Annotated in this window: 19 protein-coding genes; 16 read left to right on the plus strand and 3 right to left on the minus strand. The window is 56.6% G+C overall.

Annotated features, from left to right (window positions below):
- Positions 1-75 precede the first annotated feature (75 nt).
- The gene (locus tag ACFO1S_RS10400) at positions 76-1,284 is read right to left on the minus strand and encodes an MFS transporter (RefSeq protein WP_204603687.1); all 1,209 of its coding nucleotides are present in this window, start codon (positions 1,282-1,284) and stop codon (positions 76-78) included.
- A 176-nt stretch (positions 1,285-1,460) separates the two neighbouring features.
- Here ACFO1S_RS10400 and ACFO1S_RS10405 point away from each other — a divergent pair, with 176 nt between their 5' ends.
- From ACFO1S_RS10405 to ACFO1S_RS10450, 10 genes are all read left to right on the plus strand, one after another.
- Positions 1,461-1,895: a hypothetical protein gene (locus ACFO1S_RS10405; protein ID WP_204603686.1), complete on the plus strand. Its 435-nt coding sequence runs from the start codon at positions 1,461-1,463 to the stop codon at positions 1,893-1,895.
- 4 nt (positions 1,896-1,899) lie between these two features.
- Positions 1,900-3,045: a transglutaminase domain-containing protein gene (locus ACFO1S_RS10410; RefSeq protein ID WP_204603685.1), complete on the plus strand. Its 1,146-nt coding sequence runs from the start codon at positions 1,900-1,902 to the stop codon at positions 3,043-3,045.
- A complete protein-coding gene (locus ACFO1S_RS10415; protein ID WP_204603684.1) occupies positions 3,042-5,102 on the plus strand; it encodes a peptidoglycan D,D-transpeptidase FtsI family protein in 2,061 nt (686 codons plus the stop codon). Before ACFO1S_RS10410 ends, ACFO1S_RS10415 begins: the two co-directional genes overlap by 4 nt.
- Positions 5,103-5,310: 208 nt before the next feature.
- Positions 5,311-6,258, plus strand: a complete 948-nt coding sequence (locus tag ACFO1S_RS10420; RefSeq protein ID WP_378126726.1) for a metal ABC transporter solute-binding protein, Zn/Mn family — start codon at positions 5,311-5,313, stop codon at positions 6,256-6,258.
- 17 nt (positions 6,259-6,275) lie between these two features.
- The gene (locus tag ACFO1S_RS10425; protein WP_204603683.1) at positions 6,276-7,064 is read left to right on the plus strand and encodes a metal ABC transporter ATP-binding protein; all 789 of its coding nucleotides are present in this window, start codon (positions 6,276-6,278) and stop codon (positions 7,062-7,064) included.
- A gap of 5 nt (positions 7,065-7,069) precedes the next feature.
- Entirely contained in the window at positions 7,070-8,014 is a 945-nt protein-coding gene (locus tag ACFO1S_RS10430; RefSeq protein ID WP_204603813.1) for a metal ABC transporter permease, read from the plus strand.
- A complete protein-coding gene (locus ACFO1S_RS10435) occupies positions 8,011-8,895 on the plus strand; it encodes a metal ABC transporter permease (RefSeq protein WP_204603682.1) in 885 nt (294 codons plus the stop codon). The genes ACFO1S_RS10430 and ACFO1S_RS10435 overlap by 4 nt, the downstream gene beginning before the upstream one ends.
- Before the next feature lie 254 nt (positions 8,896-9,149).
- Positions 9,150-9,905 (plus strand): Cof-type HAD-IIB family hydrolase, encoded by a 756-nt coding sequence (locus ACFO1S_RS10440; protein WP_204603681.1) that lies wholly within the window; start codon positions 9,150-9,152, stop codon positions 9,903-9,905.
- A gap of 4 nt (positions 9,906-9,909) precedes the next feature.
- Positions 9,910-10,392: a DUF456 domain-containing protein gene (locus ACFO1S_RS10445; RefSeq protein ID WP_204603680.1), complete on the plus strand. Its 483-nt coding sequence runs from the start codon at positions 9,910-9,912 to the stop codon at positions 10,390-10,392.
- A gap of 34 nt (positions 10,393-10,426) precedes the next feature.
- Complete coding sequence (locus ACFO1S_RS10450) at positions 10,427-12,052, plus strand: putative polysaccharide biosynthesis protein (RefSeq protein WP_204603679.1); 1,626 nt, start codon at positions 10,427-10,429, stop codon at positions 12,050-12,052.
- On the opposite strand, the gene ACFO1S_RS10455 is transcribed toward ACFO1S_RS10450, so the two are convergent.
- Positions 11,983-13,134: a DUF2515 family protein gene (locus ACFO1S_RS10455; RefSeq protein WP_204603678.1), complete on the minus strand. Its 1,152-nt coding sequence runs from the start codon at positions 13,132-13,134 to the stop codon at positions 11,983-11,985. The two genes, ACFO1S_RS10450 and ACFO1S_RS10455, sit on opposite strands and share 70 nt — an antisense overlap.
- Positions 13,135-13,345: 211 nt before the next feature.
- Between ACFO1S_RS10455 and ACFO1S_RS10460 the strand changes: the two genes are divergently transcribed.
- The 6 genes from ACFO1S_RS10460 to ACFO1S_RS10485 all read left to right on the plus strand — a co-directional run bounded on the left by ACFO1S_RS10460 (position 13,346) and on the right by ACFO1S_RS10485 (position 19,866).
- Positions 13,346-14,878 (plus strand): stalk domain-containing protein, encoded by a 1,533-nt coding sequence (locus ACFO1S_RS10460; protein WP_204603677.1) that lies wholly within the window; start codon positions 13,346-13,348, stop codon positions 14,876-14,878.
- A gap of 43 nt (positions 14,879-14,921) precedes the next feature.
- On the plus strand, positions 14,922-15,269 hold the full coding sequence (locus ACFO1S_RS10465; RefSeq protein ID WP_204603676.1) for a thioredoxin family protein: 348 nt from the start codon (positions 14,922-14,924) through the stop codon (positions 15,267-15,269).
- A gap of 227 nt (positions 15,270-15,496) precedes the next feature.
- A complete protein-coding gene (locus tag ACFO1S_RS10470) occupies positions 15,497-16,471 on the plus strand; it encodes a COX15/CtaA family protein (protein WP_204603812.1) in 975 nt (324 codons plus the stop codon).
- Positions 16,468-18,249 carry a UbiD family decarboxylase gene (locus ACFO1S_RS10475; RefSeq protein WP_204603675.1) on the plus strand — a complete coding sequence of 594 codons (1,782 nt, stop codon included), beginning with the start codon at positions 16,468-16,470 and terminating at the stop codon, positions 18,247-18,249. The genes ACFO1S_RS10470 and ACFO1S_RS10475 overlap by 4 nt, the downstream gene beginning before the upstream one ends.
- A gap of 109 nt (positions 18,250-18,358) precedes the next feature.
- A complete protein-coding gene (locus ACFO1S_RS10480) occupies positions 18,359-19,060 on the plus strand; it encodes a Cthe_2314 family HEPN domain-containing protein (RefSeq protein ID WP_378126748.1) in 702 nt (233 codons plus the stop codon).
- Positions 19,061-19,095: 35 nt separating this feature from the next.
- Positions 19,096-19,866, plus strand: coding sequence for an SDR family oxidoreductase (locus ACFO1S_RS10485; protein WP_204603811.1), 771 nt, complete (start codon positions 19,096-19,098; stop codon positions 19,864-19,866).
- A gap of 57 nt (positions 19,867-19,923) precedes the next feature.
- Here ACFO1S_RS10485 and ACFO1S_RS10490 read toward each other — a convergent pair whose 3' ends face one another.
- Positions 19,924-20,169 (minus strand): NifU family protein, encoded by a 246-nt coding sequence (locus ACFO1S_RS10490; RefSeq protein ID WP_204603673.1) that lies wholly within the window; start codon positions 20,167-20,169, stop codon positions 19,924-19,926.
- Between the last annotated feature and the right edge of the window lie 34 nt (positions 20,170-20,203).

The raw sequence follows: 20,203 nt of genomic DNA on the forward strand, positions 1-20,203 counted from the left end.
CTCCGATTCGGGCGGAGAAGTGTGCGAGTACCCAGATGCCGCCAATCTTGCGGATTAACCGGAACGGCTTCCATGTTAATGGGCATGAGGCGGCGGAGCGGCTTTCGGATTCCAGTTGGCTTTGAAGGAGGCGCGGGGGAACAGAAAAGCCAAGGCGATCATCAGTGAGACGAACGAAAGAAAATAGGGTGAAAAATGCTCCCTGACGGCCCCTGCAGCGACCGGTCCCAGGAAGGAGCCGATCGAGAGGGATATGGATAGGATCGAGAAGGTTCTGCCGTATCGGGTTGGGCCGCTAAGCTGCAGCAGGAAAGAGGTCATGGCGGGGAATATGACTCCCTTGGCCATTCCGATGACGAACAGCACTGTCAGAAGGGAAACAGGCCAATCGCATGCCAGCCCGTAATAGCAGACAGCGAGCAGCATGACTCCGATAATCGTGCGGAAGTAGGGCAAATAGCGGTTCAGAAAAAGCATGGCCAACGTGGCCAGAGCACCCAAGCTGACGATGGAGAAGAGGATGCCCGTGCTCATGATGTTCGCGGCGTCGGTTCCGCGCAACGGAAGCTCGAATGCCAGAATGCCTTGCGCGCAAGCCAGTCCGATCGGCAGCGTGAAGACAGCCCAGGGAAAGCGGCCGGAACGGGGCTCGTCTGTATGATCCGGCAGAGCTTGGCTTCCCGAAGGAGAAATATCGGACTCGTCTCGGTGGGCGGATGCCGAGATGGGCGACGAGAGGGAGGGCTCCTTCACGAACCAGAGAGAGAGCGTGCCGGTCGCCAGCAGCACCCAGCCCAGCATGGCGAAGGAATGGTTAAAGCCGAAGGAAGCCGCCATATAGGCGCCCGCAGCGGGAGAAATGACGGAAGCGATCGTATGCACCAGACCGTTGCCGGCCATCAGCTTGCCTTGCCGGATATGATCCTTCGCCAGTCTTGCGAGCAGCGACATGCATGCAGGGGAAAGAAACGCCAGCACGAAGCCGCTAATGGAGCGAATGTAGAGCAACTGCCACGGATCGGTTACCCGAGCCTGAAGCAGCAGCAGGATGCCCGCTCCGATCAGGCTGAAGGCGATGAAAAGCCGGCTTCCGTATCGGTCGACCGCGATGCCTGCGATGAGATTGCCCGGCAGATGGGTGAGCGAGTACATGCCCATGACGAGGCCGATGAACGAAGGCGCGGCGCCCAGAGATACGGCAAACGGCGTAAGCATAGGATACTGGGCATGCAGGTCAAAAAAAGCGACAAACAAAAATAAATAAAGCCAGATGGCGGTTTTCATCGTCCGCAACCTCCTCAAGTAGGGGACGGCCTCCCCTTGTCCGCAACGGCGGCTTATCCTACTTTTACGTGACAAATCCTCAGGATATGCCCGTCGCGTCGTTTACTGGGGGTAAGCCGTTAAGCTATAATAGGAGCTATGCGAGTTTTAGCACTTTTGTAGATGGGGGATTATTAATGAATTTGGATACGGATGCTTGGTTAACTTTTCTGCAGGACAACTGGATCGTCATTGCCGTTGCGATCGTTGCGATATTGATTGTGCTTAAGGTAGTCAAGACCGTATTGAAATGGGTGCTGGTGGCGGCGATCGTCATCGGGATCGTAACTTACGGGGGCATTACCGTCGAAGATATCAAGGAAGTGGGCACCAAAGTCACGAGCGAGGCGAAGGATCAGGCCATCAAGGCCATGGCCGGCGAAGCGAGCGAGGCCGTCTACAAGGTCAACTCCGACGGCTCGTATACGATTACGACCAAGAATCTGGAGCTGAACGGCGTGCCGAATTCCGGCGAGGTCAGCGTCAAGCTTGGCGGAATTTCACTAGGCACCTGGAAAATGGAAGGCGAGGTTCGCGACTTTGTCGTGAAAGCGCGAGCTTCCTCCAAGTAATCGGATGAACGGAGCAGGAACGGTTGTCGACGCCAACCTTGTCACCTGGATGCTGTTGACGATTGTGGCATTATCGTTGGTTCAAGGGGCACGTAAGGGAGCCAAAGGCTCCGTGAAGCAGCTTGCCCTTTTCTTGGCCGGCGCGGTGTTGACGGTATCGGCGGTTATTCTCGCCGCTTTCGCCGCAACTGCGGCCTCCCCTTATGTTCAGAGCTGGGCATCGGAGCGGATTCTTGATCGGCCGTCGCCGGATGCGTCCTTCTTCGCGCAGTTCGGCTATACCGCATTGGCGGGCCTGCGGGATATGCCTCTGTTCAGATTCGCCGCGCTGTTTCTGATCATTCACGCGCTGATTCGCGTACTGGTCGGATTCGTGACTCGCGCGCTGGCGGACAGCCTGCCGCTTCCGGCCGTCTCCCGCTCGCCGGGAGGCGCGATCAGCCGTACGTTCGGGGGAATGATCGGAACGGCGCTGGGCACGGTCAGAGCGTTGCTCGCGACAGCGGTATTGTTCGCCTACTGCGCGTTATTTCCCCAAGGACCGATGTCCGAGTATATCCAGCAGTCGGGTCTCTATCGGGAAGTGGCGGCGCAGATCATCCGTCCGGCAACGGGAAGCCTGCTGGAGGAGCGGCTCCCGGTTTTCGCAAAGGCGATGTCTGTCGAACTGGATCAGCTGTGGCAGAAGCGCTACGACGTAATCGACGCCGAGCTTCCGGACGATATCGTTCTTGCGGCCAAGTCCGTGGCGGAGGAGAAGAACAGCGATGAAGAAAAAGCGCGCGCCCTGTACGATTGGGTCGGCACGCGGATCGCGTATGACCACGACAAGGTTCGGGCTTACGAAGAGCAGGGGGATTGGCGAGAGCAGAATCCCGCAATGACGTTCGCTACCCGCAAGGGCGTATGCATCGATTACGCAAGGCTGTACGCCTCTATGGCACGCGCGGTCGGACTTGAGGTTCGAGTCGTAACCGGCTTAGGGTATGACGGGCGCGGGGGCTACGGAGCGCATGCATGGAACGAAGTCTATCTCGCGGAGCAGCAACGCTGGGTTCCGTTGGATGCGACCTGGGCAAATACGGGCGATTGGTTCGATCCCCCCGGATTTGCCGATACGCATATCAGGCAAGAGGGGGTGTCCGCATGAGCAATATGACGGAGGAAGCGCAGAAGCGGGAGATCAGCAATCGAAGACATTTCAGCTTTCGTCTTAACGTCTTTTTCTTTGTGACCTTTTTCGTTTTCTCCATTTTGATTATCCGATTGGCGTATTTGCAATTCGTAGAGGGGGACAACCTCAAGGCGAGAGAGCATCAGATCAGCTCCAAGACCGTTCCGGTGCCTCCGATTCGCGGCAATATCTACGACTCGACCGGCAACGCGATCGCGTATTCCGTCTCTACGCAATCGCTGTATTATACGCTGGATATGAAAATGAAGGATAAAGAGGCGATGGAGCTGGCGAAAAGTCTTGTCGAGGTGTTCGACAAGCTGGGCGACAAGAGCGTCAAGCCCCTTACGGCTCAAGATGTGTACGAGGATATGGATTTGGCGGGCAAGGTGCATTATTCTTACCAGCCCCGGCGGATCAAAACCGGATTGACGAAGGAAGAAATTTCTTACTTCTCGGAGCACCGTCAGCAATTTGCCGGAATCGACGTTGTAGAGGAAAGCATTCGCCAATATAGCGAGGATCGAATTTCCGTTCAGCTTGTCGGTTATATGAAGAAGCTGAGCGGAGCCAGAGATCTGGCCAAGTATAAGGACATCGACAAGGATCAGACCGACAAGTCGTTGAAATATATTTCCGAGGAGGATGTCGGCTTCGATGGCCTGGAGCTCATGTATCAGGACGAGCTGAGAGGCAGCAACGGGATCAAGGAGTACCCGGTGAACAACCAGGGAGAAATTATCGGCCCGGTCAAGCTGACGAAGCCGGTCAAGGGCGAGAATCTGTTCCTGACGATCAACCGCAATGTGCAACTGAAAACCCAGCAGGCGATTACGCAGCATATTCAGAAAATCCGCACTTCCTCCGACAAGCAGGAGCGAGCGCCTGCGACGACCGGCTATGCCGTGGCGATGGAGGTCGATACGGGCAAGGTTGTCGCGATGGCGAGCATGCCCGATTACGATCCGAGCGTCTGGCAGGGCGGGATCAGCCAGAAGGACCTGGAAGCCGTACAGTTTTACCAATATAACGGAACGATTCGCGAGGTTCAGCCTCCGTACGAGAAATACGAGGAGCGCAAAAACCATCCGTCCTCGATGGTCTATCTCGGCTCGACGCAGAAACCGCTGTCTGTTCTCATAGGGCTGAACGAAAAGCTGTTCACGACCAGTACGATTTTTAATGACCCAGGCTACTTCGAATTCGGGCGAGCGGGACATGAGGTCCGAATTCGCAATGCCAGCAATGCCGTGAATGGCCCGCTTAGTGCAGCCAAAGCGATCGAGAAATCTTCCAACGCGTTCATGTCCGCCATGGTTGGGAACAAATTGTACATGCAATACAAAGGAAACGCGGGTCTCGAAACCTGGGACAGCTACTTGAAGCAATTCGGCTTGGGAGTGACCACGGGGAGCGGCCTACAGAACGAATCCGCCGGCGTTCTCGATTATTTGAAGAACGTAAAATCCGAGGGGCTTCAGTCGGTATTAATTCGGGCGTCCTGGGGCCAACAGGCGAAGTATACGACGCTGCAGCTGGCTCAGTATGCGGCGATGCTGGCGAATCACGGCAAGCGCATGAAGCCGCAGTTCGTTCAGGAAATTCAGGACGTGAACGGAAACGTTACGCAGGGCTTCCAACCTGAAGTGCTCAATTCGATCGACATGCCGGATGCCTATTGGAAAGCAATTGAGACAGGCATGGGCAAGGTTAAGGTACGGGGTTTCGACGACGTCAATTACACCTTCCTTCGCAAGACGGGAACGTCGCAGCAGGACGTCGGCAACCGATCCAAGGTAGAGAATGCGGTGTTCATCGCGTACGCGCCGGCCGAAAATCCGAAGCTGGCGGTTGCGGTGGTCGTCCCGGACGGCGGCTACGGCGGCTGGGGCGCCGCTCCGATCGCTCGTCAAATCTTTGACGCTTATGATGCGGAGATCGGGCTGTACGGCAAGCCGAGACCGTCCTTATACAATGGGCAGGCATCCGTCGACGGCACGGCCGTTAACGGTAATCCGACAACAGACGAATAGAGAAGGCTGTCGGCAAGATTCCTGCACATCATCCATACGAGAATGTCGCCTGAAGAAGGCGGCATTTTTTTATAAACAAATGTTGCATTAACGCAACTTTATTGTATAATATAAAAAAAGAGGCTTCGAGGAAATTATTCGTCCTTATCACAAAAAAATTGTTTCAGGCAAATATCAGGAACATCAAAGAAAAGAGGTATTCTGAAAAATGAAAAAGAGCATTCCATCTTCCATTAAAAGGTTTATTATGACGCTTATTTTCCTGACGCTGGCCGCTGGGCTGCTAGCCGGCTGCGGGCAAGGCTCCGGCGCCTTCAAGGACGACGGCAAGCTGCATGTGACCGCTACGGTCGGCATGATCACGGATGTTGTAAGGAATATCGGAGGAGACAGAGTCGAAGCGATCGGCTTAATGGGTCCGGGAGTCGATCCGCATCTGTTCAAGGCTTCTCAAGGGGACATCGCCAAGCTGGAGGAAGCCGATGTCATCTTGTACGGCGGTCTGCACCTGGAAGGAAAAATGACGGAAATTCTTGAGAAGATGGCCAAGAATAAGCCGGTCGTCCCCGTGACGCGGAATATTCCGGAATCGTCGCTGCGCACAGTCTCGGACGGCGCGCACGACCCGCACGTCTGGTTCAACGTCAAGCTGTGGATGAGCGCCGCGGAGACGATCCGGGATACGCTGATCGAGAATGATTCCGCGCACGAGGCCGAATACCGCTCCCGCGCCGAAGCCTACTTGGCGAAGCTGGATGAACTTGATCGCTATGCCAGGGAACAGATCGCGACGATCCCGGAGCAAGGCAGGGTGATGGTTACGGCGCATGACGCATTCGGCTATTTCGGCGACGCCTACGCGATCGAGGTCGTCGGCTTGCAGGGAATCAGCACGGCCGCGGAGTACGGCTCCAAAGATGTGACGGCTTTACGGGATATGCTGGTGGAGCGTCAGGTCAAAGCGGTATTCGTCGAGTCGAGCGTTCCGAAGAAGTCGATCGAAGCGGTGATTGAAGGCGCCAAGAAGCTGGGACACGACGTCAAGATCGGCGGGGAGCTGTTCTCCGATGCCATGGGCAAGAACGGAACCGAGGAAGGCACATACATTGGAATGGTGCGCCATAACGTAGATACCATCGTTGGCGCGCTGAAGTAACAAGGAGCGTGAGAGAAATGACCAAGACAAGAGAACAGGCATCCCCGTTGACCGTATCTAATCTAACGGTGGCCTATCAGAAAAAGCCCGTTGTCAGGAACGTTTCGTTCGAGATTGCCGAAGGCGAGTTGATCGGCATTATCGGCCCCAACGGAGCGGGCAAATCCACGCTGATTAAAGCGATTCTCGGCTTGCAGCCGACTTTGAGCGGGGAGACGCTGGTCTACGGCAAGCCCTATCGTATACAGAGAAAGCTTGTCGGCTATGTACCCCAACGGGAGTCCGTCGATTGGGACTTCCCGACGAATGCGCTTGATGTCGTCATGATGGGCCGATACGGACGTCTCGGATGGTTCAAGCGACCCGGAGCGAAGGAGAAGGCGATCGCCCTGGAGTGCCTCTCCAAGGTCGGAATGGCGGATTTTGCCGACAGGCAGATCAGCCAGCTTTCCGGCGGCCAGCAGCAGAGGGTTTTCCTCGCGCGCGCGTTGGCTCAGGATGCCACCCTTTACTTTATGGACGAACCGTTCGCAGGCGTAGATGCGGCTACCGAGAAAGCGATAATTCAATTGTTGAATGAATTGAAACGTCAGGGAAAGACGGTGCTGGTCGTGCATCACGATCTTGCGACGGTGGAGCAATATTTCGATTCCGTAATGCTGCTTAACGGCGAGCTGATTGCCTATGGGCCGACCGCTTCGACCTTTACGGAGCAAAGGCTTCAGGAGGCCTACGGAGGAAGATTGACCTTTCTTGCCGCAGAGCGTTCCGAAGGACCCGTCATAACTGCGGGAAGAGGAAGGTGAGAGCTATGCTGAACCTGTTTACCGATCCGAATCTGCAATGGATATTACTGGGCAGCATGCTGCTCGGCCTCAGCACGGGAGTGGTCGGAACGTTCGCGTATTTGCGCAAGCAAAGCCTTATCGGAGACACGCTGGCTCACGCGGCTTTGCCGGGCATCTGCATCGCTTTTATGCTGTCCGGAGTCAAGTCGATCGCTTTGTTTATGGTTGGAGCCATCGCGGCGGGAATGATCGCTACGGTGGGAATCAGCTGGATTACCCGCTATTCGCGAATCAAGGCGGATGCGGCAATGGGAATCGTCCTTTCGGTCTTCTTCGGATTCGGAATCGTCTTGATGACGCAAATTCAACATAGCTCCTATGGCAATCAAAGCGGTCTAGATAAATTTCTGTTCGGGCAGGCCGCTTCAATGACCTCCAAGGACGTCTATACGATGATGAGCGTCGCAATCGTGCTCATTCTCTTGTGCGCTGCGCTGTTCAAGGAATTCAAGCTGATCAGCTTCGATCCCGGTTATGCCAGAGGGCTCGGCTTCTCGGTGACGACGCTGGAGCAGCTGCTGCTATGGCTGATAACGGTCGCCGTTGTCGTCGGCATTCAGGCAGTCGGCGTCGTACTGATCGCAGCCTTGCTCATTACGCCTGCCGTCTCTGCCCGATACTGGACGGATCGCCTTGGCGTCATGACCGTGCTGTCCGGGCTGTTCGGCGCGCTGAGCGGCGCTATGGGCACGTGGATCAGCGCAGGCACGGCCCAGCTGCCAACTGGCCCGCTGAGCGTGCTGACCGCAACCGCCGTATTCGTCGCTTCGGTGCTGTTCGGCCCGCGTCGGGGCTTGATCGCCAAGCTGCTACGAAGATCCTCGGCCAAGCGCGAATGGGCCGCCGAAGCCGTTAAGCAAACAAAAACGGCTGCCGGCGCAGCCAAGGAGCGGGAGGTGTCGGTATGAGCGGATTTTGGATTATGCTGACTGGCGCGCTTGTTGCGGCCAGCTGCGGAATTCTGGGCTGCTTCCTGATCCTTCGCCGAATGGCGCTTGTGGGAGATGCGATCAGCCACTCGGTATTGCCGGGCATCGTCATCGCTTTTCTCGTCAGCGGCTCCAGAGATTCCTTCTTCATGCTGTTCGGCGCTGCGGTGATCGGCTTCGTGACCGTGTTCCTTATTCAGATGTTCCAGCAGGGCGGCGTGCAGAGCGATGCTTCCATCGGCGTTGTCTTTACGTCTATGTTTGCCGCCGGGGTGCTGTTGGTCAGCTTAAATGCGCAGCAGGTGGATCTCGACCTGGATTGCGTGCTGTACGGGGAGATTGCCTATGTGCAGTGGAATACGCTGACTCTTGGCGGCGTCGAGATCGGCCCGAAGGCCGTATGGCTGCTGGGCATAACGCTGTTTCTGATCGTGGCGGTCATTGGCTTGTTCTACAAGCAATTCAAGCTGTGCGCCTTCGACCCTGCGCTGGCCGCCGCGATCGGCATTCCCGTTGCGCTGTTCCATTACGTGCTGATGGGACTGGTCTCGATGGCAACGGTCAGCTCCTTCGAAAGCGTAGGCGCGATTCTCGTGGTCGGACTGCTGATCGTACCGCCGGCAACCGCCTATTTGCTGACGGATCGTCTGAGCACGATGATCGGTTTGAGCGTAGCGATCGGCATCCTTTGCTCGATTGCGGGCTATTATACCGCCGCGGCGCTGGACGCTTCTATCGCGGGCTGCATGGTCTGCGTGGCAGGCATTCTGTTCGTGCTCGCATTTCTATTCTCGCCCTCCCACGGCTTGGTCGTTCGCAAGCTTCGTCAACGCGCATCGGCGGCTCGCGAAGCTTATTGATCCGACCTGGCTGCAGCTCATCGGCGCGAACCGCGTCCGAGACGGAGACCCTCCGTCCGGGCGCTTTCTTGCCATATCAGAAAGTATTAGGTTAAGGACGCCTAATCCAATCTGATAGCTCGATACAAAACGTCTGCCGCCAAATAAAAGAAGGCGAAGCCGTTTTTACTTGCTTTCTTTCGATTCCGCTCGCGAAATGTGATAAAATGACGTTAAATCGACAGACAGACGGCATCAGGGAGTGGGTATGACAATTGGCTTATGAGAGAGCGAAGTATCGACTGCTGGCATTGGATCTGGACGGCACGCTGCTGAATGACCGCAGCGAGATTAGCGAGACGAACGCCGAATGGGTGCGGCATGCCGTCGAAGCGGGCGTGACGGTGTGCGCTTCGACCGGAAGAGGCTTCAAGAGCGCCCTGTCCATCGTGGAGCAACTGGGACTGAAGACGCCGATGATTACGGTCAACGGCGGAGAGATTTGGACAAAGCCGCATGTTCTGCATCGCAGAACGCTGCTGGACGTCGAGAAGGTGATGAAGCTTCACGCTTTGGCGGAGCGTTATCCGGAGGTCTGGTACTGGGCGTATTCCACGGAGGATATCTATAACAAGGAGCGCTGGGCCGGAGATACGACGGCGAGCCATTGGCTGAAATTCGGTTACTATATGGAGGATACCGACATTCTGGGAGAAATCCTGAAGGAGATCCGCACCTGGGAGGGCCTTGAGATCAGCAACTCCTCGCCCCACAATATCGAGATCAATCCGCTTGGCATCTCCAAGGCGACCGCACTTGAAGAGGTTTGCCGAATGATCGGCTGCGAGATGAGCGAAGTCGTATCCGTCGGAGACAGCCTGAACGATATTGCCGCGATTCGGGCTTCCGGCCTTGGCGTCGCCATGGGCAATGCGCAGCAGGAAGTGAAGCTGGCGGCGGATGCCGTTACGGGCACGAATCAGGAGCACGGCGTCGCCCAGGTCATTCAACAATATGTTCTGAGGACGTGATTCCGTGGATATCGTAGGCTGGATTCTGATCGTTGCCTTATTCGCGGTAGGCATGGCCGGCGCGATCTTCCCGATCCTGCCCGGCGCGCTGGCGATTTATGCGGCCTTTTTCGTTTATGGGTGGTTTTTCTCCTTCGAGCCGTTCGGCTGGTGGTTCTGGGGCATCCAGACGATTATTGTAATCGTTCTGTTCGTCGCGGACTATATGGTGAACGCCTGGGGAGTCAAGAAATTCGGCGGGTCCAGAGCCTCGGTCGTGGGAAGCACGATCGGCATTCTCATCGGCCCGTTCGTCATTCCGGCGTTCGGTCTGATCATCGGCCCGTTCGTCGGCGCGCTGCTCGGAGAGCTGCTGCACGGCTCCGACTTCAACCGTGCGCTGAAGGTCGGCTGGGGCTCGCTCGTGGGCCTGTTCACAAGCACCGTTGTGAAAATCCTGCTGCAGGGCGCAATGATCGTTATCTTCATCATCTGGCTGCTGGCCTGATGGTCTATCCTATCTCATCCCTAAAGAGGTTACCTTGAAAAAAGACACGTTACTTAAAAGCACGCTCATTCTGGCCGCCGCTGCGCTTGTCGCGCGGGCGCTGGGTATTTTCCAACGGGTGCCGCTCGACTACCTGATGGATGACCTTGGCAATATTTACTACAACAACGCGAATTCGATCTATCTGCTGCTGCTCATCGTGGCTACCGCAGGCATTCCGAGCGCCGTTAGCAAAATGGTGTCCGGCCGTTATGCCGTCGGAAAGGTGGACGAGGCGCAGCAGGTGTACCGGGCCGCGCTCTTGTTCGGCTTGATCGCGGGCCTCGTCATTACCGCCGGCCTTTGGCTGATCGCGCCTTTCATTGCGGGGACGATTCTGAAGGAGCCTGAAGCGGCTTCCGCCATTCGCGCGATTGCGCCTTCCTTGCTGCTGTTCCCGATGATCGCGATGATGCGGGGATACTTTCAAGGGCGGCAATTCGTGGCGGCGGGCGGCATTTCCCAGATTGTCGAACAGATTCTGCGCGTAATGGCGGCGGTTATTATCGCCTATGCGGTCTACTCGGTAAATCCCGACAATAACGAAGGCATCGCTTCCGGGGCGTCCTTGGGCAGCGTGTTCGGCAGCGTTGGCGCATTCGTCGTAATGCTCTATTACGCGCGCAAGCTGAAAGCGAGCGATCGGCTGGAGCCTCGCACGCAGGCGGACGCTTCCAGGCCGCTGCGGCTTCGCTCGATCTACAAGGAGTTGTTCAGCCTGTCGATTCCGGTAGTCGTGACGGGGATTACGGTTCAACTGCTCTATACGATGGACAATTTTATGATCAAATCGCTGACAGTGGGACATTATGACGCGGTGACGATCAATCACTGGGCGGCGGTATACGGCATGAACGCGCAATCGATCGCGGGCATCCCGATTATTCTGGCGGTGGCGCTGAGCCAGTCGATCATCCCGCACATCTCGTCGGCCCACGCGCTGCGGGATGCCGACCGGGTCGGTCATCAATCCTCGCTGGCGGTGCGCATCGCGCTGTTCAGCGGAATGCCGGTCGTGCTGCTGCTGGGAGTCGGGGCTTACAGCGTTAACGGCCTGTTGTTCGAGAAGCCTACAGGCAGCCAGATTGTCGCGATGCTGACGCTCGGAACCATTTTCCAGATCGGCATGATGGTTACGAATTCGATTCTGCTCGGCATCAGCGAGCCGCGCAAGGCGACGATGCACGCGCTGACCGGCGTGCTTCTGAAGGTTGTGCTGAGCTTTGCGCTCGCACCGTTCTTCGGGGTGTACGGAATTATCGCGGCGACGACGGTCTGCTTTATATGGGCGCTCGTCTTTAACGTTCTTAGTCTGCGGAAGAGATCGAGATTCAAGTTCCTCGGCAAGCGCTGGTTGACGTTTCTGCTTACGGTCGCTATCGTGGCGGCGGCGATGGGGCTTGCGGAATGGGGCGTTCTGGCCTTGTGCAGCGGTCTTCCGGACAAGCTGGCCTTCTTCCTGTCCTGCGGGGTGATGGCCGGGGTTCTAGCCGTACTATACCCGGCTATGCTCGTTTATCTAAGAGTGGTAACGGCGGAAGAGATCGCGACTTACCCCAAGCCGGTTCGACGGCTGCTGGCTCCGTTCATGAAGCTGCGCTCGAGAAGCACGGCGGCTTGAAGCTTGTACTGGCCGAAGAGATGCTCGTGGGTCATATCGATGACGCGCGGGAGGCTGATCGGGCCCGTGTAGCTTAACGCGGACAGGCTATTAAACCAATCTCCCTTCGAGACGGCAAGAGGCGCATGATCCGGCCAGGCGTCGGAGAGAAGCGGACTATACCATTTCCCTTGGACGGCGATTCCCGCGTTAGCGGAGTCGCCGTCTTTGGCATTCAACCGGGAGGAATAACGCTGCGGCCAATAGTCGGCCCGCGAGCCGGTGTGGGGAACATGACGGGCAAAGGCTGTCGACGCCCGCAAAATTTTGGGGTAGCCGAACAGCATACCGTATAGGGCCTTGCCGAACGCAATCCTTTCGTTCAAGTCGGCGAAGCTTTCCAGCACGCGACCGGCTAGTCTCATCGGAATCGCGCCGTTGGCGGCGCCCCCGCACCAGAGAGGAACGATCAGTTGATTGGTCTGAAGCAGGGGCTGGCTTCGGAAGGCGACAGAGTCCAGGACGGAATGACGGTATTCGGGAGCCGCGACGACTCGGGATTGAATATAATGCTGCTCGTTCACAATCAATGCTTCGGTAATGGGGAGAGGATTGCCGTCGGATAGAAACAGGCTCCAGAACGGCCCCATAAACGAGGAAACGCCGAATCCGGGCAGCAGGCCAAACAGATTGCGGCCCGTCCGCCTGCTTTCCGCATAGAGGCGAAGCTGCGGGTAAGCATCCTGGAAGATTAGGGCGTTGCAGGCTTCAAGCAGGCTGAAGATCGACTCGGCGAGCCTGCGGTTCAGCAGCTCGGGCAGCCACTGACCTTTAAGATCGGTCATGCTCCATCCACCGTTGCGAGAGACGATATGAGCGAGGAAAGCCCAGTGAAGCTCGGGAAACTGGCGGAACATGGTCCAGTATGCGGCGGTTCGGGTCACATTGTTACGGTTAAGCATTGCGGTATCCCTGCGAATGGCGGCGCTAAGCTCCTCTTCCTCCCGGGAAAGGAGCGAGCTTGAGCCTTCAGAGGACAAGGGCGGCAGCGCATGCTTCAATTCCTCAGCCAGCCTGACTTTTAAGCTGTCATCCCACGCCATTGGGGCGCGATCGCGCGTAAGCTGATAGGAATGCCATAGACCCGCGGTTTTTCCGGCGAGGCTTCTGAGCAGTTGAGGTAGGGTTCCGATGGCCGACAGCTCCTTGATCTGACGACGCGAGGGGAAGGATTCCTTCCCTCCGTGTCGAACTGGAATATTACGGGTTATATAAAACTCAGTATCGTAATTTCAGAACGGGGGACATTGACAAATGAATCGAGGCTTAAAGAAACTTGCACTTCTAGTATGCGCATTCCTGCTGGCTGTTATCGTCGGCTGCCAATCGGTTGGCGGCCTTAACATGAACGACATGCTGCTGAAGCAGTTGGACGTAACGCATCAGGAGCAGTCGCAATTGCTCGAAGTGGAGCTGGATTTCAACGAAGCCCTGCTTGAGGCGGAGGATCAGGAGCTGACGAAGCTCGTACAGATGTTCCAGAAGGTTTCCCTGAAGATCGACCACGCGAAAACGGACGAGTTGGGCAACGCTTGGGCTCATGGCACGTTCAGCTTCGCGAAAGGGGATATTCCTTTTACGGTGCATACGGATGCCAAGGCGATCAGAATCGATATTGACGGCGCGAAAAGGCCGCTGGTACTCGATCTGAAGGAATTCACGGGAGAATTCGGCCTCCGCCTGAATTTGGACAACCAGCAAGCGTTCACGCAAACGGTGCGAGATCTGCTTAAGAGCGTTGCGCCTTATTTCGTCAAAGGACTTCCCAACCCTCCGGTCATCACCGTCAACAGGGTGAACGAGTCGGTGCATGGCGTTGCGACCGGACTGAACAAGGTTCACGCGGAGCTTAACGGAGAGCAGCTTGGCAAGCTTATCCCGATCTACCTGGATAATTTGATTGCGGATAAGGAAGGCTTGAAAGCGATGCTGGGCAGCTTCCTCGAATGGTTCGAAGGACTTCCGGCGGAAGTGAAGCAGCTCATCGGCCTGGAGGAGCTGGGCGATTCGGATATGCTCTTGGGGGAGATTTCCGACATGCTGCACAATACTCTGGTCGATGCTCGCAAGGAATTGGCCGACGCGCAGAAGGAGCCTGAATGGAAGCAAATCTTCGATGCGGGCATTGCTGTGAAAGTCGATCTGTACGTCGACGATGTGCTGGATGTCCGCAAGTATGCGCTCGAGGCGAATATCGCTCCAAGCGTATTCGCAGAAGAAGACAGTCCAATTCGCAGCATCAAAGTGCGTGTCAGCGGGGAAAGCTGGAATGTTAACGGGGCCGTCGAGGTGCCTGCCGTCAAGGTGCCGGTCAATGCGCTCGGGGCAGACGATCTGGATGAGATGGAGGGCTACCAATTCGTCCGTCTTTTCGAGGAAGATTCGGTCATTTATCAGCTCTTGAAGAATGACCTTCAGATCGACGATCAGGAGTTCTTCATAAGCAATCAATCATGGAGCGGCAACTTTTACCTGGATAACGGGGGGGTACAGTACGTGCCGCTGCGGGCAACGCTACGGGATTTCGGAATAAAACTGAACGTGCCGGAAGCCCCGGGAGAAATTCGTTTCTACGACAGGGCTACCGAGCAGCAAATCGTGCTGCGGGCAGGCTCCGACCGGGCTACGGTGAACGGAAAGGAAATTAAACTAAGCCAACCGCTCGAAAGATCGTATGGCCACACCTATATGGCTGCTGACGATCTGTTCAAGCTGTTGGGCGCAGAGTATAAGGTAACCGTCTTGTTTGACGATTGGAAGCATATGACCGTTACAAGAGACCTATAAAGCGATATACTAACGGCAAAGGCGTTGAAAGGGGCAATATCGAATGCGTAAAATCACGAGCGAGGAAGCGTATCGCGAGCAGGTTGCCGGTCCGGGGCTCACCGTTGCCGTATTTAAGACGACATGGTGCAAGGATTGCCACTTTATCGATCCGTTCATCGGAGAAGTCGAAGCGGCTTATACGGATCGCCTGACGATGGTGGAGATTGATCGCGACGAGATGCCGGAGCTGTGCGAAGAGATGAATATTCTCGGCATCCCGAGCTTTATTGCGTTTCGCGACGGCCGCGAGGTTGTCCGGTTCGTGAGCAAGCTTCGCAAGTCGCGCGAGGAGATCGAGCAGTTTCTGGATCGTGCGGTTGCCGTGTCCGGGGCGTTGGAGAGTCGTTAATTCACCCTGCGCAGCGTGTTGGTGTTCGCCAGCGGCGATCGGTTGCCGCTGAAGGCGCAAGAAGGCCCCCTTTTGTCCGGCAGGGTCCGGACAAGGGGGTCTTTCCATGGGCTCAATCTCCGTCCGGCGTCGATTGTTCACATTATGAACATGGCTTTGAAACTGGCTGTTCGGTATAATGGGAACTGGCCCCTTGCGCCAACTTTCACATGAAATCGGGGATGGACATGACTCTACGCAGATATCGATTATTGGCCCTAGCGACATGCATCGGCATGTTTTTGGTACTTATTGCGGGCGTACTCGTCACGAATACGGATTCAGGCCGCGGCTGCGGCACCGATTGGCCGTTGTGCAACGGCAAATTCGTACCTGCCTATACGGTAGAATCCTTTGTTGAATATACCCACCGGATGGTGAGCGGGCTCGTCGGGCTTCTGGTGCTGGCTACGTTTCTAGCCACCTATTACTGGAAGCCGGCCCGCGGCTCTGAAAGCTTGCTCTACGCTGGAGGCGCTTTGCTGTTTACGGTCATGCAAGCGGCTCTGGGAGCCATGGCCGTCGTATGGGAGCAGTCTTCCCTCGTCTTGGCGCTGCACTTCGGCATCTCCCTGTTCGCCTTTACCTGCACCTGGCTGCTGTACAAGCTTGCCAAGCGCTGGACGCAGGAGCAGTCCGGACAGACATCGAGCGATGCCAGGCCTGCGTCCCTGCCTTCGTCAGCCGCAGCGGGAATCAGAACGCTGTACCGAAGCCTGATCGCGCTGCTGGTTTATTGCTATTGCGTCGTTTACCTGGGCGCCTACATCCGGCACACCAGCTCCGGGGGAGGCTGCGAAGGCTGGCCGCTCTGCAACGGGGACATCGTGCCGGAGCTGTCCGGAGCAACCGCTGTCGCTTTCGCGCACCGAGTCGCCGCGTTTGCACTGTTTGTCATGATCGCGATTCTCGTTTACTACGTGCGCAAAGTTTCGGGGAAATCCTCCGAGCTGACTTCCATCGGCAACAAAGCTCTAGCGCTCGTCGTGCTGCAGATTCTGAGCGGAGGCCTGCTTTCCTTCACGCTCAGCAACGAAGATGCTTATATTTTTACCGGTCTATTGCATACGATTATCATTTCGGCGCTGTTCAGCATGCTGGTGCTGCTGGCGATTCGAATGAGGCAGTCTATCCAAAGCAGCCACTCGGAGGTTAGACAATGATTTTTGATTCCTTGAGACCTTTTATCGAAGCTCTCCGTCAAAACAATGAATTGGCGGTTATCGAAGCTCCTGTGGACCCCGTTCTGGAAATCGCGGAAATCCACCGTCGCGTTATCGAGCAGGAAGGGCCGGCGCTGCTGTTCACCAATGTCAAGGGAAGCGCTTTTCCGGTGCTCACGAATATGTTCGGAACGGCTCGCCGGGTTGATCTGGCCTTCGGGCCGCGCCCGGAGCAGCTAGTTAAGCAACTGATCGGCTCGGTCGATTCTCTTCTACCGCCGTCTTTTTCGTCGCTATGGGGACAGAAGAACATGTTTATGGATCTGTTGAAGGTCGGCTTCAAGAAGGTTCCGGGAGAGCGTGCGCCAATCCTGCAGGTATCCCGCAGGGAAAAGCCGCTAGCAGGCATTCCGGCGATTACGAGCTGGCAGGAGGACGGAGGTCCGTTCGTCACGCTGCCCCTCGTGTATACGGAGCATCCGAACCATCGTAAAAACCATAACCTGGGCATGTACCGCATGCAAATATTCGATGACAGTACGACAGGGATGCACTGGCAAATTCATAAGGGCGGAGGATTCCACTACCACGAAGCGGAGAAGCAAGGCGCTGCCTTGCCGGTAAGCGTATTTCTGGGCGGGCCGCCCGCGCTGATCGCCGCCGCGATTGCTCCAATGCCGGAAAATATGCCCGAGCTGCTGCTTGCTTCCATGATTATGGGCGGCAAGCTTCCGTTGGCGGACAATCCGCTTGGCGGGCATCGGCTTCCGGCAGAGGCGGAATTCGCCATCGTAGGCCGAGTACAGCCGCATGAGCGCCGGCCGGAGGGGCCATTCGGCGATCACTTCGGTTATTATTCTCTTGTGCATGACTTCCCGGTCCTGCACGTCGATCATGTCTGGCACAGGAAGGACGCGATCTACCCGGCCACCATCGTCGGCAAGCCGAAGCAGGAGGACTACTTCCTCGGCGAATACTTGCAGAGATTGCTGTCGCCGGCGTTTCCGATGGTGATGCCGGGCGTGCGCAGCCTGTGGGCGTATGCGGAGACGGGCGTTCACGCGCTCGCGGCGGCTGTCGTGCGCGAGAGCTATTCCCGGGAAGCGTTGGGCACGGCGTTCCGGATTCTGGGGGAAGGGCAGCTGTCGCTGACCAAGTTCCTGATTCTGACGGACAAGACGCTTGATCTCGCGGATTTCCCTCTGCTTCTGGAGACGGTGCTGGAGAGATTCGACCCGTTCAAGGATTTGTTCGTGTTCGACCAAACCTCGCACGATACGCTCGATTATACCGGTCCGCGATTGAATCACGGCAGCAAGGCCGTTCTGCTCGGCGTAGGCGCTCCTGTGCGCGAGCTGCCCGGCGAATATACCGGAGGCCCGATTCCGGGCGTGCGCAAGCTGAAGCCGTATTGCAAGGGCTGTCTGGTCGTTGAAGGCGCCTCTTACTCGGAGGATCCGGAGCTGGGCTCCCGGCTCGCGGAGCGGCTGTCCGAGGAGGGCTGCCCATGGCCGTTGATCGTCATCGCGGACGATGCGGATATTGCCGACGGCCAGACGGCGTTTCTGTGGGCGACATTCACGCGCTTTAATCCGGCGGCGGATATTTATGCGGTCAGCGATGCGAGCCGGCATCATATCGGCTATCGGCTGCCGATTGTCATTGATGCGCGCATGAAGCCGGGATATCCAGACGAGCTATTCCCCCGGGACGACATCGTGGAGCTGGTGGATAGCCGCTGGAAGGAATATTTCGCCTCGGCGAGCTGGAAGGGTTAGAGATCGGGAGACGGCGCAGGGCATCGGCAGCCCGGTTGAGCGCGCCGTCTCTTTTGCGTTACAATAGAGATTGTTATCCGAATAGTGGAGGGATCGCTTCTTGCTTAGAATGCTGTTCGGAGAAAGCCCGCGGGAGTGGGCGGGAACGTCGCTGGAGACCGTCCAGACGCTGGAAACCTTTGCTCGTCTGTGCTCCGGCATTGCGGAACGCAAACGCGAGCAATCGAGAAGATATTATACTTACGCCATCAGCGCCGAAGGACTTATTCGTTCTCTGGACGAGCTGGAGCAAAGCTGCTATGCGGCCCGACGTTACGCAATGCTCATTCGGGAAACGCGAATAGACGAGCTTTCGCCCGAAGATCGATTGAACTATTCCCGTCATGTCTATTTTGATAAAAACGCATACATTCGTATATTCGCGGTGCTGGACAAGCTGGGAACGCTTCTGAACCAGCTCCTGAATCTTCGCACGGAGCGGATGAAATCCCGCTATTCCTATTTTACGATGCTGAGAAATCTTCGCGAGCACGGCTTGCACAGCCGTCTGATGAAGCCGTTGAACGATTTCAAGGAGCGTCATCAAGGGGCGATGAGCCGGCTGCGCAATCGCAGGAATCTGGAAATCCACCAGATGAACGCCGAGCTGAAGGACGATCTTCATCAGAGCATTGCGAACAACGGGGACAGCAAGAGGCTTGAGGATTTGGCGGCGAATATGGCGGATCTGGAGCAAGGCTGGGAGATGGTTCTGGGTTCGTTGCGGGTATCCGCGAGATACGCTTGCGAGTATTTGCGTAAGATGGAGTAAACGAGCGACGGTAACGGAGGGGAAGCCGCATGAAGCTGCTGGGCAAGGTTGCGTTAATTACCGGAAGCGCCAAGGGCTTGGGACGCAGAACGGCGCTGGAGCTGGCTGCTCAGGGCTGCAATGTCGCCATTAATTACGTGGCGAGCCGGGATGAGGCGGAATGCCTCGTAGAGGAGATTGCGGGCTTGGGACGAAAGGCTGTTGCCGTCCAGGCGGATATCGCCAAAGCCGACGATGCCGAACGACTCGTATCCGAGGTGGAGAGGCAGCTGGGCGGCATTGATATTCTTGTGAACAATGCGGGTCCGTTCATTCGGGAGCGGCGTCTGTTCGCGGATTACAAAACAGAGGATATCCACTACCTGATGAACGGCAACCTGGTAGGGACGATGCTGATGGATCATCGGGTGCTTCCCGGCATGAGGGAGCGGCAGTGGGGTAGAATCATTCACTTCGGCTTCGGGCATGCTTCGGAGGCGCGTTCATGGCCGCACCGGGCCGTCTATGCGGCGGCTAAGGTCGGCCTGGTATCGTTCACGAAGACGCTTGCTGTAGAGGAAGCGGCAAGCGGCATTACGGTAAATATGATTTGTCCGGGAGATATCCGGGGCGGCAACAAAGAGAAAAGCATCGTCGACGTCGCAGGCGTGATCGACGATGAGTCTCCTCGCGGGCGCCCGGGCACCGGCGAGGATGTCGCGCGGATGATCGCCTTTCTGTGCATGCCGGAGTCGGATTTCATTACAGGCAATACGATTGACGTGTCAGGCGGCCTCGATCCGATTCGAACGAGCGTCAAAAATTGACAAAAGGCCCTGCCGGGAATCGGCAGGACCTTCGACACTTCCTGATGAGAAGGAAAATCAGAACACTTGAACGACTTCCTGAATGCCTTCGACCTCTTCCAGCAGCGCACGCTCGATCCCGGCTTTAAGCGTGATCGTGGAGCTCGGGCAGCTGCCGCAGGCGCCCATCAGACGCAACTTGACGATGCCGTCCTCGATGTCGACGAGTTCAACGTCTCCTCCGTCGCGTTGCAAGAACGGACGCAATTTGTCGAGAACGTCGATGACTTCATCATACGTACTGCTTGAAGCATTTGTACTCATGGCCATCCACTCCTTTCAAGTTCTATTATAGTAC

The sequence above is a fragment of the Cohnella boryungensis genome, from assembly GCF_042651945.1.
Classification (GTDB): domain Bacteria; phylum Bacillota; class Bacilli; order Paenibacillales; family Paenibacillaceae; genus Cohnella; species Cohnella boryungensis.

Bases quoted from the DNA above. Each gene is read 5' to 3' on its own strand.
- ACFO1S_RS10400 (WP_204603687.1), bottom strand. From the start codon at position 1,284: ATGAAAACCGCCATCTGGCTTTATTTATTTTTGTTTGTCGCTTTTTTT.
- ACFO1S_RS10405 (WP_204603686.1), top strand. From the start codon at position 1,461: ATGAATTTGGATACGGATGCTTGGTTAACTTTTCTGCAGGACAACTGG.
- ACFO1S_RS10410 (WP_204603685.1), top strand. From the start codon at position 1,900: ATGAACGGAGCAGGAACGGTTGTCGACGCCAACCTTGTCACCTGGATG.
- ACFO1S_RS10415 (WP_204603684.1), top strand. From the start codon at position 3,042: ATGAGCAATATGACGGAGGAAGCGCAGAAGCGGGAGATCAGCAATCGA.
- ACFO1S_RS10420 (WP_378126726.1), top strand. From the start codon at position 5,311: ATGAAAAAGAGCATTCCATCTTCCATTAAAAGGTTTATTATGACGCTT.
- ACFO1S_RS10425 (WP_204603683.1), top strand. From the start codon at position 6,276: ATGACCAAGACAAGAGAACAGGCATCCCCGTTGACCGTATCTAATCTA.
- ACFO1S_RS10430 (WP_204603813.1), top strand. From the start codon at position 7,070: ATGCTGAACCTGTTTACCGATCCGAATCTGCAATGGATATTACTGGGC.
- ACFO1S_RS10435 (WP_204603682.1), top strand. From the start codon at position 8,011: ATGAGCGGATTTTGGATTATGCTGACTGGCGCGCTTGTTGCGGCCAGC.
- ACFO1S_RS10455 (WP_204603678.1), bottom strand. From the start codon at position 13,134: ATGGCGTGGGATGACAGCTTAAAAGTCAGGCTGGCTGAGGAATTGAAG.
- ACFO1S_RS10460 (WP_204603677.1), top strand. From the start codon at position 13,346: ATGAATCGAGGCTTAAAGAAACTTGCACTTCTAGTATGCGCATTCCTG.
- ACFO1S_RS10465 (WP_204603676.1), top strand. From the start codon at position 14,922: ATGCGTAAAATCACGAGCGAGGAAGCGTATCGCGAGCAGGTTGCCGGT.
- ACFO1S_RS10470 (WP_204603812.1), top strand. From the start codon at position 15,497: ATGACTCTACGCAGATATCGATTATTGGCCCTAGCGACATGCATCGGC.
- ACFO1S_RS10475 (WP_204603675.1), top strand. From the start codon at position 16,468: ATGATTTTTGATTCCTTGAGACCTTTTATCGAAGCTCTCCGTCAAAAC.
- ACFO1S_RS10480 (WP_378126748.1), top strand. From the start codon at position 18,359: ATGCTGTTCGGAGAAAGCCCGCGGGAGTGGGCGGGAACGTCGCTGGAG.
- ACFO1S_RS10490 (WP_204603673.1), bottom strand. From the start codon at position 20,169: ATGAGTACAAATGCTTCAAGCAGTACGTATGATGAAGTCATCGACGTT.